Below are 14,190 nucleotides of genomic sequence, written 5' to 3' on the forward strand. Positions count from 1 at the left end.
TGTTGTTCAAGCACCCCGAGGGAGGCCCACCGCTCTCCCTCATACAAGTTGACGATTTAAGAGGAAAAACCCATCAGGGAAGGTGGCCGTACTCAGCCCCACCCCGGCAACGCTCACTGGCGTGAGTGGACGCCCGACTCTGGCTTCGGCTGTCGGAATAAAACTGTGAAAACCGGGGACCGACAGCCGCTCCCCAACTTCAGCGCCGCCTATCACGGTGATCCCGGCAATCAGTATGACATTAATTCGTTGTGACACCTTCATTGAGCTTCTCCTATCTTGAAATGTTCCGGCAATTCATCCGCAACGTTCTTCAAGTTCACCTTCCTGGCATCCGTCGGGTTCTTGAAGCTGAAATCAGTTGCAGCAACCTCAGCGCCAGCCTTCCAGTCTCTGATTTGAATGCTGTACTGAGGATCCCCTTTCATGAATTTTGAGGTGATTACGTATCGGCACGGATAGGGGCGCTCTCCTTGAGCAATCCAGATCTGCCAATCGACTTCCTTTGCTCGAAACGCAAGGTAATCGCATTCGACGCCGCCGATCACACCGCTACCAAGATCCTTGACGTCGACGACGTCCTGCATCAACACCTCGTAGGGGTCTATCAACAACAGATCCGCAGCAGGGAGAGGTCGGTTGTGATTCCGCAATTCATCGACCAAATTGTCGACCGTGCCAGGCACGTCCTGCTGTGCATAGATGTTAAGGTTTTTGCCCAGCAAGGTGAGCGTCTTCCCATCAAAGGTCATCTCGATATCCGCAAACCCGCTGGAGCGCGTGGCGCGGATCTTGTCGGGCCGATTGAGTAAGAGCGTGCCCGAGCTTGCCAGCGCGAGTTTCTGTCCGTCCTTGGTGATGGCCTCGAGGGTGGCGTCGTACTCGAATGAGATGGCCTGCTGTGCCACCAAGTAATCGGACATGGCTTTGAGTAGCCGCTTGGCATCTGCATCATCGGCACTCGCGCCGATGGATGTCCCCAATGAAACTATTATGAACAACGCCATCGCTGATAGGCTGCGCACAGATCGCTTCACGAGCATTCGTGAAGTTTTCATTTCGGTGCACCTCTTCGAGCGGAAATTTCCCATCGGGTGGTTTTCATTCTGTATCTCCTTGTGTTTATAAGCTGCCAAAAAATGGACGGATGCGGCCGCCCCTGCTGAGCTTACTCCAATCGTTGCTCGGCCAGCTCGATTTAGCCCGAACTGCTGTGTATCTGTCGCCTCGGCTGGAGCAAGCAATCCTCGGCGTCAGCTCGGCGCGTTTTCCTGCCATAGGGGCGACTCGACTGAGCGTCTGGATTTAGTCGAGTTCCTCCTGATTGCCGCCAGAGCTGAGTGATCGGTCATGGGCAGACCCGGCACCGGGCGAGGCGGTTAGTCTGGCGGCAATCCGAACTTATGTTGGCAACCCTCGCGACAACCGCATTCAACCACCGCTCCCCCTCTCGCCCCGGCCGCCGATCCCCGGTGACCCAGGACTCGACCACAGCGAGCGCCGGCACCGCCTCGATCAGCGCATCCAACCCCGCCTCGTCCAGATCCGTAAACCGCCGCCCTCTATGCTCCCGCTCCCCAACCCCGTACTTGAACGAGGCATAGAGCACCCCGTCGGGCTTGAGCGCACGCCCGAGACGCCCGAGCACCTCGGGCAGCTCCGCCATCGGCACATGCAGCAGACTCGCACAGGCCCAGATGCCGTCGAAGCGATCCTCCCAGTCGATCTCCTGGAAGCGCCGGACCTCGACCGACAAGCCGCAATGTTCCGTCGCCAGCCGCGCCAACGTGGGCGACGCCTCGAAGGCGGTCACGGCATAGCCGAGCCGTCGAAACGCCAGCGCATCGCGTCCCGACCCGCAGCCCGCATCGAGGATGCGCCCGCCGGGCGGGATGTGAGCGAGGAGCCGGGCGTACAGCGGGGCCATGTCGACGTCGACGGTCTCGGCGAAGAAGGTCTCGGCCTGGTCTTCGTAGTACGCGAGCGTCGGGTCGTCCATGGGCGTTGCGGTGGTCATGGCGATGTCACGCGATCGGGATGACCTCGGCGGGCGTGTCCCGCAGCGTGGCGGTCTTGAGTCTGGGCGTGGGCAGCAGGGCGATGTGTGCGCCGCGATTGGAGAGCATCCCCGTGGGCAGTCCGGCCAGGGCCTCGATGTCGGCGGGGGCCAGCCGCAGCTGCGCGATCAAACGCTCCGCACTGAAGCCGCCCTGCGTCAGCAGCAGGCGGATGGAGCGCTCCATCAGGCGGGGTTGCTCGATCGGCAGGACCTCGTCGTCGGGCTCGCCGCGGGCCCAGCCGCGCGCGCTGCTGGATTTGAACATGCGTCCGGCATGCACCTCGGAGATCAGTCCCAGATCCTTGCAGCGGTAGATCATGGCGCCGATGGATGCCTTCCAGCGCGGCTTGAGGACGCGGAATGCCTCCAACGAGATCTCGGGCAGCTCGCCGGCGAACCCGTCGGCGGGCATCAGGAAGGCACTGGCGAAGCGATGCGCCTGGTTCTCCAGCTCCTTGAACTCGTCGCGGTGCGTGAGCGCGTGCGGATCGACGTGACGGTGCAGGACCAGGTGACCGAGCTCGTGGGCGGCGTCGAAGCGCGAGCGCACCGCCGTGCGCTTGTCTGAGGAGATCAGGACATAGGGTCGGTCGTCGGCGTGCGACCAGTGCGAGACGCCGTCGATGGAGGGCGCCCCGAAGGAGCAGCGGCCGCAGACGATGCCGGCATTCTCCAGCACCAGCAGCATGTCGGGGATCGGCGCCCGGCCGAGACCCCAGTGCTCGCGCACACGAAAGGCCGCTTCTTCGAGGTCGCGCTCGCGCAGCAGGCGGAAGTCGCCGATGTCCAGCTTCGGCAGGTTCTGCGCCGGCAGGTCCACCCAGGTCTGCAGGTCGTGACTGATGCGTTGCAGCCAGGTCAGGTGCTGCTCGATGCGCTCGCGTGCCCGCTTGGTGGCGTTGGCCATAGAGCGAAAGAAGCGCGGGCGCGTGCCGGGCTCGAACGGGGTGTCGAGAAAATAGTCCCGGGGCACGCGCAGCACCTCGGCTAGGCGAACGAGCGCCGCGGGGTCGGGCGTCTGCTGTCCGCTCTCCCACTTGCTGACGGTCGGTGCCGAGCGCTGCACCGCCTCGCCCAGGGCGATGCGCGTCAGGCCGCGGGCGAGACGCGCGCGGGTCAGTTGGAGGGCCTGAAAGCCCGGTGTACGTGCGGACATGAGTGTCGTTCCGTCGCTTGCCTCAGCCCTGCCCCGTAGTTCCGCGCCGTTCCCAGTTCGGCTTGAGGACGGGCCGGGCCCGGTCGAGCACGCGCCCCGTGCGGTCGGCGTAGGCGGCGTACAGTTGGTCGAGCGGCTTGAGCAGATGCCAGCCCCTCAGATCGCGCGTCGGCACGCCGAAGCCGAGCCGTGTGGGCACGGTTTCATCCTGCTCCGCGCCGGGGCGCGCGTACTGCACCACGACGACCGCGAGAATGCCGGCCGCGGGGTCGGCCTCGTCCCATAGGGTGAGCTGCTCGCCGTCGCCGGGGTTGTGGCACGCCAGCTCCAGCTTGTAGTCCTTGTCCTCGATTGGATCGCCCCAGTGATCGGCCTTGGCATGCGTGATCAGCACCGGTCCGCTGGTCACCAGGATCTCGGCATGGGTGTTGACCATCACGAAGCGGTGGCTCAGGCCGACGTCCTCGGCACTCAGGCGCAGGGCTTCGCCGCGCTCGAAATAACGGGTGGTGCCCAGGCGCATGCGATGCGCCGGGAGGTGCGGCGGGGTGCGCAATGCCTGGCGGTGGGCGATCGCGGCACCGTCGTTCATCCGCTCCTCGAGACGGCGGAAGAAGGTCTCGGGGATCGCCGGGAGGATGGAGTCGAGCAAATCGGCCATGCGGGGTCACTCGAGGTGGCGGAGGGTCGAGGTTTCGTGAGGCCGGATTGTAGCGCGAAAAAGTTTCGCGGAATGGGCACGTGCCGTTGTCGGATCGGGAGTGACACCGGGACGGCGCAGCTCTTGATGAACACCGCCCAGTCCGGCACCAGGCGGGTGTTGGCCGGCACCGCCGGCGGCGGCGAAAACAGCCGCCGCTCCAGACCCCGATCGCTCAACGCCTCTGGCAAGGGCCAATTTAGTCCCGAGGCGGCAAAGCGCCGTTCGTACCCCCGGACGCTGCTGCGAGACACCTGCAGGCGCGCCGCGATCTGCCGGTGCGACAAGCCGGTCTCGTGGTCCTGCGTCGCCCCCCTGCCAGAGGGTGGCCGAATGGCCATGGAATCCGTGGCCGAATGCCCGCGGAATGGGTGGTCGAATTGGCGTGGAATACGCACCCTCTAACGGCTGAAACAATACGCGGGTGCTCATTGCCGTAATAAAATGAAGTCGCGAGCGCTAGGAGGTGGCGCCACCGCAGTGCGCCGACTATTCAGACGCTCTGGCGACGCCTATAGCGGAGGGGCGACGTTCATTCGCTCGCTCATCGCGCGCCGCGGAGGGTCTCGGCACCGGGGCTGCCGGGAGCCCCGCGCGCGGCTCTGGCCAGGCCCCCGGCGAGGGGATGTCGTGAGGTGAGGGCGCGACCCCGATGGTGGCGCTATATGGACAGACCGGGCATTTTTTCCTTTAACTAACTATATGGACACGCCCCCCCGGATGCGGCGCTATATGGACACGCGGATGTTTTGTCCATATAGCGCTGGAGCGTCTTCGGGCGGGGCTCGCGAAAGTCACTCTCCGACACTTTCGCCGCCGGGTGGCAGGGTTCGAAAGTCACTCTCCGACACTTTCGACGCACGCCTCGGGCCGCGAAAGTCACTCTCCGACACTTTCGACGCACGCCTTGGGCCGCGAAAGTCACTCTCCGACACTTTCGACGCACGCCTTGGGCCGCGAAAGTCACTCTCCGACACTTTCGCTGGGCGAGCCGAAACCTATTTTTAATAAGAAACGGGCTCTCGGCGTATTGAATCGCCTGGAATGTCTATTCCGGATCCCCTCCGATAACGTATAGCGAATAAGCATTTATCCGTCGTGCGCGTGGCAGTGATCCCTGATGTTGGGAAGACGCTCGTCGCGCACGGCGGATAAATGTGCGTTGGACTGATCCGATCCCGGTACGGCGCCGAGGGATGCGCGCCTCACCCTATAGATAGGAAATTGTATCGGCTCGGCCCGGGGTGCTGTCGCCGGGCCCTGTCCCCCGGGCCCGACGCCTGGTGCTATGCGGTCGTCGGCAGGTTCCCGGACGGATGCCAATCGGGCTCTGCAGCCGCGGTATGAGGGAGAGTTTAGGCGATATTCCACCGCCGGGACGAGCGCGATCGCAGGCCGCATGCGACCTGTCCGCAATCCAAGGCGTCACGATCAAGTCAAAGCGTGCGCGGGGGCGTTCGTCCTCCTTCCGGACGCCCCGTCGGGGCGAGGTGCGCGCGCACATGCAGCTTCCCGGTTCGGCACTTGGGGCAGGGATAGCCGTCGAACGGCACCGTCTGCGTTTCCGGCGCGGAGGCCTCGGGCGGCGGGGCGCTCAGCGCCGTGCGGATCTCGGCCAAGCGCCGCGCCCGACAGCGGTTGGCCAGAAAGCCGAAGTGGCGCACCCGCATGAACCCTTTCGGCAGGACATGCAAAAGGAAACGACGGATCAACTCCTCCGCAGTGAGGGTCATCACCTTGCGCCGGTCGCCGTCGCGGTAGTCCTTATAGCTCAGCTGCACCGACGCCCCTTCGAAGTCCAACAGACGGCGGTCCGACAGCGCGATGCGATGGCTGTAGCGCCCCAGATAGTCGACCACGGTGTCGGTCCGCGCCAGGCAGGGCTTGGAGTAGACCACCCAGTCGGTCGCCATCAAGGTCTCGAGGATCCGATCCACCTGCGCGTCGTCTCGGATCCGGGAGAGCTTGCCGTCTTCGCGAGCGCGGCGTAGACGCCCGACAAAGCCGCCGCGGAAATGCCGGGAGAGGGCTCGGACCGGGAACAGATAAGTGCTCTTGGCCGGATGCCAGGCGCCGTCGCTGCCGAGTGCCCCGCCCGGCACCAGACAATGCAGGTGGACATGGCGCACCAGGGTCTGGCCCCAGGTGTGCAGCATCGCCGTCATCCCCGGTTGACCGTCCAGGCGCTTGGGATCCGCGCCGAAGGTCGAGAGGGTTGCCCATGCCGTCTCGAACAGCAGGCCATAGATCACCTCCGGATGGATCTCCACCCAACCGTTGAGGGACGCGGGCAGGGTGAAGACCAGGTGGTGATACGTCACCGGCAACACCGCCGCGCGCCGGCGGTCGCACCACGCCGCGGAGGCCCGACGCTGACAGCGCGGGCAATGCCGGTCGCGACAGGCGTGATAGAGCAGCGGGCGATCCCCGCAGCCGTCGCATTCCAGCGCAAAGCCGCCCAAGGCGGCGGTGCGACAGTCCCGAAGGTGATGACAGACCTGCCACTGGCGGGGGCTCAAGGGATGGTCGGCGGCATAATCGGCGAGACAGGCGTGAATGATGGCCTGGAGGGAAGCCTCAGCCATGGCTCACCTCCAACCGGGCGATCAGATCCAACGGGCCTTCGCCTTCGCCGGCCCCTGGCACCCAATGGACATAGCGCAGCGTGGTCTGGATGCTGCGATGCCCCATCAGGCGCTGCAGCCGCTCGACCTGCAGTCCGGCCGCCAGTTGATGGGTGGCGTAGGCATGGCGCAGCGCATGGATGCCGCCGTCCTTGGTGATCCCGGCCCGGTGCTTGGCCCGGGTATACGCCTTCTGCAGGACGGTCGGCGAGAGCGGGCCGCCGGTGCGCCCGGCGAACAGCCAATCCCGGGGGCGGTACAGGCGCCAGTAGGCACGCAGCTCCTCCAGCAAGGTCGGGGAGAGCGGGACCAGCCGGTCCTTGGCCCCTTTGCCCTGCTCGATGCGCAGGAGCCGACGTTCACCGTCGATGTCGCTCACCCGCAGCGCCAACACCTCGCTCAGACGCAGTCCGCAGCCGTAGCACACGGTGAGCATGGCCCGATACCGGGGATTGGCGCACGCGCCCAAGATCGCGGCGACCTCCGCGCGGGTCAGCAACCCCGGAATACGCTGGGGGCGCTTGGGCAGGGCCACATCGAGGTCGACCGCGGGCCAGGCGAGCACCTGGATATAGAGGAAGCGGATGCCGTTGTAGGACAGGCGCACGCTGGCCGGGGCGAGCTTGCGCTCGATGACCAGGTGCTCGAAATAGCCCTGGAGATCGGCCCGCCCGAGCGTGTCGGGGGAACGGCGGGTGAATCTCGCAAGATCCCGCACCGCGGCGAGATAACTTGCGTGGGTCCGCGGGGAGAAGCCACGCATTTGCATGGCGCCGATCATGCGCTGGCGTAAGGGCGTCATCGTCCGATCCTCGGGTCACGACCCGGATTGGGTCGCCTTCGAGTGTGGACGACGGGGAAATGCAGGCGAGGAACGGGGCCGCCAGCGCGCCTGTTTATTGCCGCGTCATTCGGACTTCAACTGCTGCCGCGAATGGACTCCAGTAAGCCCCGCGGAGCGGATTAGTTCAACAAAGGCTATTGGAAGGCAAAAACCTCGTGCATCGCATTTCCGAGCTTCGCATCGGGCATCGGGTACCTCCGTATCCGGAGTCAGTCGACGAGTCGAGCCCGCGTCCCGGCACATCCGCTCATTCGCGATGCGGGCACAGAAGCCGTTGGGATGTTGCTCAAGCCTGATTCCGATGCAAGATGACTTCGGTGGTCTCGGTCGGCGTGGTCGGCAGTGGCTCCACGCGCAGGCGCTCGACGGCCAGGCCGCGTGCCTGCAAATCCGCGATCAGGGCATCGAATCCGCCGTCTTTGGAGACGATCCGGTAGGTCGCCTCGGGGTTGCGTGCGACCAACTCCCCGAGATGGAAGGCCAGATGGAAGTCGAGGGCGTTCTTGCCCGCGCGGCCGATCTTCACGTATCGCGCTCGCGCGCCGAGCGCCTGCATGGCCGCGACCAAGTCGAACGGGAGCCGGTTCTGGTGCGCGCCGACGAACACCGTCACGTGGGTGTCCTGGTCGGCCCAGTTCTCCAAGTGCCGGGGCTGGATGCTCTCGTAGTCGATCAGGATGTGGATCATGGTGGCCGGTCCTACATGTCCCGCGCGTCCGCCTCAAGCGCCGATAGCCTCGGCGGTCTGCCGGGATCAGGCAATCGACATCATGGGTCTATAATGCCCCTCAGTCATGGGCATGACACGCCCGCCAGACCGAACGACAGGCAGAGGAAGGGCCGATGACCGTCAGCAAGAAGCGGATCAGCGAAAAGGACGCGCTCGCCATCGTGGCGGAGCTCGGCGAGATCGTGCGCTCGACGCGCTCGGAACGGCTTCTGGATGCGTTCGGTGCTTTGGCGGCGCTCGATGCCTATCGGATCGAACGCCGAGCCCGCGAGGTCATCGACGGGCTCGATCCGGATCTCCTCGACGACGGGGGCATGGGTGCCGCGGGCCTGCTGCACCAGGCGCGGATGGAAACCTTCCGCACGAGTCTCTTCGAGTGCTTGGAAGAGAAGTGCCCCGACATCGAGCCCTCGGTGCCGCACGACATCCCGACTTGGATCGAGGCGAATGCCCCGCTGGCGACCTCGGCGAACATCCGCATTCTGGAGACTGCGTTGCCCGCCGATGATCCACAGGCGCACCGGTCCCTGATCGAGTTTCATCGCCTGCTCGATCCATCCCAGTGCGAGGCGGAGCAGATCTGCGTTCTGCTGGAGGTTTGGTCGGACATCGAGACACGGATCCGTGCCCGTTTCGCTCTGTCCGAACCCGACTGATTCGGGTCGTTTCCTCTCGCTCAAGGATTGCGCGTGTCCTCTCCCGAGTCCCCTACCCTCTCACCATCGCTTCCGGCCGGCGACGGACTGAACATCGCGGCACTCGCCGGGCTCTTTCGCCACACCACCAACTCCTACAAGTTCGTCTTCTTCCTGGCCCTGCTCGACCTGCTCAAGCGCCATCGCTTCGATGCAGAGCGGCCATACACCTATCCCGAGATCACGCTGGAGATGCTCTCGCTGGCGTGGTTTCCGCACACCTATTTCAAGCTGTCGTTCGGGGCGCAGGACACAATCGCGAAGAAGCTCGATGCGCTGGATCTGGGGCTGGAAGAGGGAGCGATTCTGTTCGCCAACGACCGCCGAGCCCTGCGCAGCGCATTGGCCGATGCGGATCTGAAGGACGCCTCGCGTCTGATGGATTTCGTGCCCTACCGCTTGCAGATCCCCTTTCTGGAGCCGCAGCTGCGCGGCGTCGACAAGGGCGCCTGGATGGTCTTCGAGAAGGCCATGCCGGCGATCGCCAATGCGCATTTCGAGACGGCTCGGCCGCTCTACCGCTACGACAGCGACGAGTGGAAGGACTGCGCCGCCATCACTTGGCATCCCGACTGGGTCGCCTACTTGGAGCGGCACTTCCCGATCATCCAGGGCTGGGCGGCCTGGCACTGGCTCGGTTACATGCAGAAGCGCAATCCGACCACGCCGGGGTTGTCGAACAAACTCTTCCCGCCGGTGAAGCGCGATGGGCTGAGCAAACAGACGCGGTATTGGCGCACGATCCTCGCCCACCCGGATCGTCCCGAGCTGCGCTGCATCTACTCCGGCATCATCCTGACCGCCGAGGCCTTCGCGCTCGATCACTATCTCCCCTGGTCCTACGTCGCGCATGATCAGCTCTGGAACCTGATCCCGGCGCCGGCGGCGGTGAACTCGGCGAAGTCGAACAACCTGCCGAGTCCGGATTACTTGCGGGCCTTCGTCGAGCTGCAACATCGCGGTCTGGTGACCGCGAGCCGGATCATGCCCAAGACGACCTTCGCGAAGCTCACCGAGGATCATCTCGATCTGCAGGGTAAGGACTGCGTGCTTCGGCCCAGAGTCGTATCTCGCCATCGACGACTCTGATCTTGTAGTCGCCGATCGCTCGGTCGTCGGCGGCGAAGCGACGTGATCGTTTGCGCTCGACCAACGCCTTGACGAGGATCACCGAGGCAAGGCTTGAGCGCGCCGGATCGAGCAAGGCGTCGAGGAGATCGGTCCTGCCGACGAAATCGGCGAAGACCACGGCATTCCAGGTCGCCCAGCAGACCTTTATCAGGGTCTCGCTTTCGGGGTCTGCCGGCGACAGGCCCATAGGATCGAGGGTGGGGGTCACAAACGCCAGGAAGGTGGCGGAGATCTTCTTCTGTTTGGTGTTTTTTCGCTTGAGTAGGGACATTGGTGTCGGAGGTCGGATCACGTCGGGATAGAGTGGACAGGACTCGGCATCGCCCTCCGTCGCGACGCTCTCGGGTGGCGTGCGCCGAACTCGGTTGCCGATGGATCGCGGCAGTATCGCGCAGGAGTGCGGAGATTGCAGTGCCTTGGGCAATGTGACGGCATCGGGTGGTCCCGCGTCACCTTCTCCGGCAGCAGACCCGGCCAGCCGCGCCTGTGTGGGCACTTCCGGCGGATTCGCTACGGCGAGGGGCTGGAGGAGAGTCGGCTGAGATAGATTCAGCCGGTGTTGGTGAATGCGGGGGAGTTGACCGGGGCGGGCTCGGCGGGGGTGAAGACGAAGCCGTATGTGGTGCGGTAGGCCCCCGGGGCGGTAAACCAGATGGAGCAATCCGCGGCCTACGAACGCGCCGAGGGCGTTTGGAGCGCACCTCCTATACGCGCGATCCATGTCGCAGTTTCCATTCAAAAGATGACGTAAGAAGGATCTGACCAATGCTGGTATACGCAAACTATCTGAAGTTCGTTGGCGCAGATGCCGAGCAAGCTATATTGAAGGCTGTCGGCGCTTGGATCAAAGAGCAGATCGGCTACGGTCTGCACCCTGATCAGTTACAACAAGACGGTGTGTATAAGGGCAATCGCAACGGAGTTCCCTCCTCGGTTCAGATCCGTACCGCAGCGACGGAGAAACCAACTTTCTACACTTGGGTTCTAAGGAATTCGGATGATAATGTAATCGGCCGCGAATGGATCTGCGAGGTCGGTTTGAAGAGTGGCGATGAGCAAAGTTTGTCGATCACGTTAAAATCGGAAGAGCGAAGTACTCGTGTCGGTGCAACTATCGTAGCTTCTCGACCTCGATTAGTTAAATACGCCCTCAGAAATATCGCGGATGCCGCTGAAGCGGCTTTGGCAAAGACTATTCCAGGTGCCTTTCTCAAGACGATAGGTGAGAGTAAGGATAGCTATCGCGCACTCCGCGTGGAGGTCGATCGACGTGATCGAAAATTCCCAATTGTTTTAGTGAGTCCAGATGCCTATGGTGAGTATCTCATTGATCCAGAGCCACTACGAGAAGTTCTTGTCGGTCTAGCGGAGGTTGTTCAAATCGAAGCGGACTTCGATAGCTATGAAATGAAGGAAGTTCTGGGAAGCCACTGGTCAGCATGGAGTGGTGCGGTCAACCTCATTTACCCTCCTCAAATTTCTGGATTCGCGCGTGGGCATCCTTTCCGCTCGCTCGATATCGAGAGTTGGGGCGACAGCCAACACGAGCGGCGCACTGAGTTGTTGGGTTGGGTCACCAACATCACCAATATTCCGCTTTTGCACCAGCGTATTCGTCCAGAAGGTGTTGCCCAGCTGGCGCTGCAACGGCGATTCACGGCTCTGCGCAAACACGTGGCCGACCTCGACGATTCCGTACTTCGGAAAGAGTTCAGAACGCTGGAGACCTTAGCTGAAGAACAATCGGACCAGATATCTGGGTTAGAGCGTGAACGACAGGATTTGGAAGGTGAGATTGAGAAATGGGAGTTGGAGTATCTTAGGGTTGAGGAGAGCCTTTCAGAGGCACGAAAGCAGATTTCTAAAAAGGAGTACGAGATCCAGGCGATGCGGGATTCGCTGGCAAAAGGTGGAGGTGGACGTAGTACGATATTCGACGCGGGACGTTTACTTGGAATCGCCTGCCGAGCCGGGGAGCCGACGCCCCATGAGTCTCTTGAGGTAATCGAAGGGCTCTTCGGTGATAAATGCCTGATCCTGGAGAGCGCATTCTCAAGTGCTTTAGAGCTGAACATGTTTTGCTTTGGTCGACGCCTGTTAGATATGTTGCGATTACTCGTTACAGACTACAGAGATGCATTGATGGAAGGCGGGGATAATACCGCCCGAAAAGTTTTCGGAAAAAACGAGTACGCAGCAAAGGAGTCAGAGACTGTAATGAGTAGTCCGGACATGCGGAGACGTCGCACGTTCGAGTATCTCGGGAAAAAGGTCGAAATGTTTCGGCACCTGAAGATCGGTGTAGACGATGATCTGCGAAAGACCATTCGAGTGCACTTTCATTGGGATGCCGTAGCGGAGAAGATCATCATCGGATACTGCGGTAAGCACCTGCCGGTACCTAGCCATTAAAGGGGAGACGGAAGCGTTAGGGGTGTTTATTGGCGATTCTGCATTACGGCCTGCACGGGCCAAAGTAACGGGAATTTATCAGCTCGTGAAACTGCGGGATCTGCTTGTCTTTCGCCATTCTCAACTCCTGTACTGTCTTCTCTCGAGTATGGTTTGGTCGTGTCGGTCAACTCAGGCGTTAAGGATATCCGGTTGGGCGGTGAGTTCTGGCCTCCCTTCAAGGTATGTTCAGGTAAAGCTCTTGAGGCAACGCCCGTCCATGGCGGTGGATAAGGGTCCAGAGCGCGCGTACGTGCTCGTTCACGCTGGTGTCGAGGGCTGCGGTCGTCATGATGAGCTGGTCTAGGTAGCGCTCCGACAGACCCTGGGCCAAGCCATGCTCCAAGCGGGCGGCTCGGGGGCGATGATCCCGGCGAGCCGGGGTAGACCGGCGGCGATCAGCAGTCCGGAGGGGTCGTAGTCGACGAAGGCCCATACCGGAACGTTCCGCGCCCGAAGAAATGCTGGAGCATTATCCGAGCTGATATCGGAGCGATCGCCGCGCCACAGAACGAGGGGGTTCAACCCTGCCCGGGAGAGGTCCAGGTCTATGGCGAGAATCCAGCGGTCGGTGTCGAGACCAGACCAGGAGAGATGCGATGGCCGCCGAAGATCCCCACGACCTGAACCGCTTCGTCCGGGCGCAGGAGAAAGATACGTCCGTGCCCTCGCCGAGATCCGCTCGGGACGCAAGCGCACGCATAGGCAGGATCCGCGGGGGCGAGTCTCCCACCGTAGACCACCATTGGAGCAGGCCACCACACCCATTCCGGCATGAGTGTTCTTCCGGCGCTTTTGGAATGGCGCGAGGCTCCGCCGGAGGCACCTGCGGGCGACACTCGACTGTTTATCGACGTCGTCCAAGACAAATGCCGCTGCCGTTTCCGCTGCAGATCACCCGACCGCTCGCATCGTAAGCGGCATAGGAAGTCGGGATGATGACGCGATCACTGCACCGGTAATAGAAATCGCCGCGCCAGGTGTTGCGGCCGATCTTGCGTAGGGCGCAGTTGCGGCATCCGGGGTTGGTGGAGGTCACGCGGGCGACGCGCTTGCTGGTCAGCGGATCGATAGTCACGATGTCTCGGACGAGGTCGCCGTTCCAGCCTGCGGTCGGGTCGATGGTGAGGCTTCCGCTGCAGTCGCCGCGCATGGCGAAGGATCCGCTCTCTTTGGGAATCGGTGGTGCTTGCGCAACGACGGGTTTGGGTGGTGGCGGGCGGCACGGGCCGATCCGCTCGCCGAGCGCTCGACTGACCGGTCGCAGCGACGCAACTGACTCGCGCTTGAGGTCGCGTTCCAAGGCAACAAGGCGCGAGCAGTCCGTGCCGGCCTCTGCGAGGCGTCGAGTGTAGCGGTCGATCCGATCGCAGTCGGCGATCGGCGCCTTGAGTGCCTCGCGCACCTTGGCGAAGCGCGGGTCGCCTTGGTCCGCCAGTCCTGCCGCCAGCGCGCGGGCCTTGGTGCAGTCGCCGCCGATGGCCGCGATCTGCTCCTCCAGCGCGTCGGCCTCGCTGCAGAGCGCCAGCTCGGGTGCCAGGCGGGTACGGATGTCGAGGAAGCGGAGGTTGTTTTTGTAGGTATCCAGCCCGTCGGCCAGCGCCTGAAGAAGGTCACAGTCGCCGTTGGCCTCGGCGAAGCCTTGCTCCAGGTCGTTCAGGTCCGCGCATTGGCGCATCGCAATGGCGAGCCTCCCGGCCAGGGCGGCGAGCGGCTCGCGCTCCCGGTCATGGCGCGACAAGGTCTCGTCGAGTCCGGCAAGGGCCAGACAATCGTCCTGCGAGCGGGCCAGCTCGCCTT

The 14,190-nt window shown here is 63.0% G+C and carries 14 protein-coding genes and 1 pseudogene; 3 read left to right on the forward strand and 12 right to left on the reverse strand.

All coding sequences use genetic code 11. The features are described from left to right. Positions 1-39 precede the first annotated feature (39 nt). The 8 genes from BLV04_RS23385 to BLV04_RS23425 form a co-directional block, all read right to left on the reverse strand. The gene (locus BLV04_RS23385; protein WP_093038441.1) at positions 40-264 is read right to left on the reverse strand and encodes a hypothetical protein; all 225 of its coding nucleotides are present in this window, start codon (positions 262-264) and stop codon (positions 40-42) included. Further along, entirely contained in the window at positions 261-1,058 is a 798-nt protein-coding gene (locus BLV04_RS23390; protein WP_093038460.1) for a DUF2092 domain-containing protein, read from the reverse strand. Before BLV04_RS23390 ends, BLV04_RS23385 begins: the two co-directional genes overlap by 4 nt. A 290-nt stretch (positions 1,059-1,348) precedes the next feature. Beyond that, positions 1,349-2,017 carry a class I SAM-dependent methyltransferase gene (locus tag BLV04_RS23395; protein ID WP_245732014.1) on the reverse strand — a complete coding sequence of 223 codons (669 nt, stop codon included), beginning with the start codon at positions 2,015-2,017 and terminating at the stop codon, positions 1,349-1,351. Positions 2,018-2,024: 7 nt separating this feature from the next. Continuing rightward, a complete protein-coding gene (locus tag BLV04_RS23400) occupies positions 2,025-3,215 on the reverse strand; it encodes a helix-turn-helix domain-containing protein (protein ID WP_093038443.1) in 1,191 nt (396 codons plus the stop codon). Between the two features lie 22 nt (positions 3,216-3,237). Continuing rightward, positions 3,238-3,876 carry a hypothetical protein gene (locus BLV04_RS23405; protein WP_093038445.1) on the reverse strand — a complete coding sequence of 213 codons (639 nt, stop codon included), beginning with the start codon at positions 3,874-3,876 and terminating at the stop codon, positions 3,238-3,240. Between the two features lie 1,475 nt (positions 3,877-5,351). After that, on the reverse strand, positions 5,352-6,500 hold the full coding sequence (locus BLV04_RS23415) for an IS91 family transposase (RefSeq protein WP_093038447.1): 1,149 nt from the start codon (positions 6,498-6,500) through the stop codon (positions 5,352-5,354). Then, the gene (locus tag BLV04_RS23420) at positions 6,493-7,341 is read right to left on the reverse strand and encodes a tyrosine-type recombinase/integrase (protein WP_093038449.1); all 849 of its coding nucleotides are present in this window, start codon (positions 7,339-7,341) and stop codon (positions 6,493-6,495) included. The genes BLV04_RS23415 and BLV04_RS23420 overlap by 8 nt, the downstream gene beginning before the upstream one ends. A 328-nt stretch (positions 7,342-7,669) precedes the next feature. After that, positions 7,670-8,071, reverse strand: a complete 402-nt coding sequence (locus BLV04_RS23425; protein WP_093038451.1) for a PIN domain-containing protein — start codon at positions 8,069-8,071, stop codon at positions 7,670-7,672. 155 nt (positions 8,072-8,226) lie between these two features. Here BLV04_RS23425 and BLV04_RS23430 point away from each other — a divergent pair, with 155 nt between their 5' ends. Both BLV04_RS23430 and BLV04_RS23435 read left to right on the forward strand, forming a co-directional pair. Continuing rightward, positions 8,227-8,769: a hypothetical protein gene (locus BLV04_RS23430; protein ID WP_093038453.1), complete on the forward strand. Its 543-nt coding sequence runs from the start codon at positions 8,227-8,229 to the stop codon at positions 8,767-8,769. Positions 8,770-8,802: 33 nt separating this feature from the next. Then, on the forward strand, positions 8,803-9,897 hold the full coding sequence (locus BLV04_RS23435) for an HNH endonuclease domain-containing protein (RefSeq protein WP_093038455.1): 1,095 nt from the start codon (positions 8,803-8,805) through the stop codon (positions 9,895-9,897). On the opposite strand, the gene BLV04_RS24670 is transcribed toward BLV04_RS23435, so the two are convergent. Further along, positions 9,818-10,210 (reverse strand): hypothetical protein, encoded by a 393-nt coding sequence (locus BLV04_RS24670; RefSeq protein ID WP_139192030.1) that lies wholly within the window; start codon positions 10,208-10,210, stop codon positions 9,818-9,820. The genes BLV04_RS23435 and BLV04_RS24670 overlap by 80 nt on opposite strands. 494 nt (positions 10,211-10,704) lie before the next feature. On the opposite strand from BLV04_RS24670, the gene BLV04_RS23445 reads away from it, so the two are divergent. Continuing rightward, the gene (locus BLV04_RS23445; protein WP_093038458.1) at positions 10,705-12,351 is read left to right on the forward strand and encodes a hypothetical protein; all 1,647 of its coding nucleotides are present in this window, start codon (positions 10,705-10,707) and stop codon (positions 12,349-12,351) included. Positions 12,352-12,568: 217 nt separating this feature from the next. Here the strand turns inward: BLV04_RS23445 and BLV04_RS25165 are convergent, their stop codons facing one another. The 3 genes and pseudogenes from BLV04_RS25165 to BLV04_RS23450 form a co-directional block, all read right to left on the reverse strand. Beyond that, on the reverse strand, positions 12,569-12,736 hold the full coding sequence (locus BLV04_RS25165; protein WP_175534781.1) for a hypothetical protein: 168 nt from the start codon (positions 12,734-12,736) through the stop codon (positions 12,569-12,571). After that, positions 12,694-13,158 carry a DUF7281 domain-containing protein gene (locus BLV04_RS26165; protein WP_443080577.1) on the reverse strand — a complete coding sequence of 155 codons (465 nt, stop codon included), beginning with the start codon at positions 13,156-13,158 and terminating at the stop codon, positions 12,694-12,696. The genes BLV04_RS25165 and BLV04_RS26165 overlap by 43 nt, the downstream gene beginning before the upstream one ends. 79 nt (positions 13,159-13,237) lie before the next feature. Then, positions 13,238-14,190 (reverse strand): annotated as a pseudogene (locus BLV04_RS23450) (hypothetical protein); the annotation flags it as partial.

This window comes from Thiocapsa roseopersicina (assembly GCF_900106925.1).
GTDB classification, from domain to species: Bacteria; Pseudomonadota; Gammaproteobacteria; order Chromatiales; family Chromatiaceae; genus Thiocapsa; species Thiocapsa roseopersicina.

What these genes read in the sequence shown, in the direction of transcription:
- BLV04_RS23385 (WP_093038441.1), bottom strand. Translation starts at nt 264, where the DNA reads ATGAAGGTGTCACAACGAATTAATGTCATACTGATTGCCGGGATCACC.
- BLV04_RS23390 (WP_093038460.1), bottom strand. Translation starts at nt 1,058, where the DNA reads ATGAAAACTTCACGAATGCTCGTGAAGCGATCTGTGCGCAGCCTATCA.
- BLV04_RS23395 (WP_245732014.1), bottom strand. Translation starts at nt 2,017, where the DNA reads ATGACCACCGCAACGCCCATGGACGACCCGACGCTCGCGTACTACGAA.
- BLV04_RS23400 (WP_093038443.1), bottom strand. Translation starts at nt 3,215, where the DNA reads ATGTCCGCACGTACACCGGGCTTTCAGGCCCTCCAACTGACCCGCGCG.
- BLV04_RS23405 (WP_093038445.1), bottom strand. Translation starts at nt 3,876, where the DNA reads ATGGCCGATTTGCTCGACTCCATCCTCCCGGCGATCCCCGAGACCTTC.
- BLV04_RS23415 (WP_093038447.1), bottom strand. Translation starts at nt 6,500, where the DNA reads ATGGCTGAGGCTTCCCTCCAGGCCATCATTCACGCCTGTCTCGCCGAT.
- BLV04_RS23420 (WP_093038449.1), bottom strand. Translation starts at nt 7,341, where the DNA reads ATGACGCCCTTACGCCAGCGCATGATCGGCGCCATGCAAATGCGTGGC.
- BLV04_RS23425 (WP_093038451.1), bottom strand. Translation starts at nt 8,071, where the DNA reads ATGATCCACATCCTGATCGACTACGAGAGCATCCAGCCCCGGCACTTG.
- BLV04_RS23430 (WP_093038453.1), top strand. Translation starts at nt 8,227, where the DNA reads ATGACCGTCAGCAAGAAGCGGATCAGCGAAAAGGACGCGCTCGCCATC.
- BLV04_RS24670 (WP_139192030.1), bottom strand. Translation starts at nt 10,210, where the DNA reads ATGTCCCTACTCAAGCGAAAAAACACCAAACAGAAGAAGATCTCCGCC.
- BLV04_RS23445 (WP_093038458.1), top strand. Translation starts at nt 10,705, where the DNA reads ATGCTGGTATACGCAAACTATCTGAAGTTCGTTGGCGCAGATGCCGAG.
- BLV04_RS26165 (WP_443080577.1), bottom strand. Translation starts at nt 13,158, where the DNA reads ATGGGTGTGGTGGCCTGCTCCAATGGTGGTCTACGGTGGGAGACTCGC.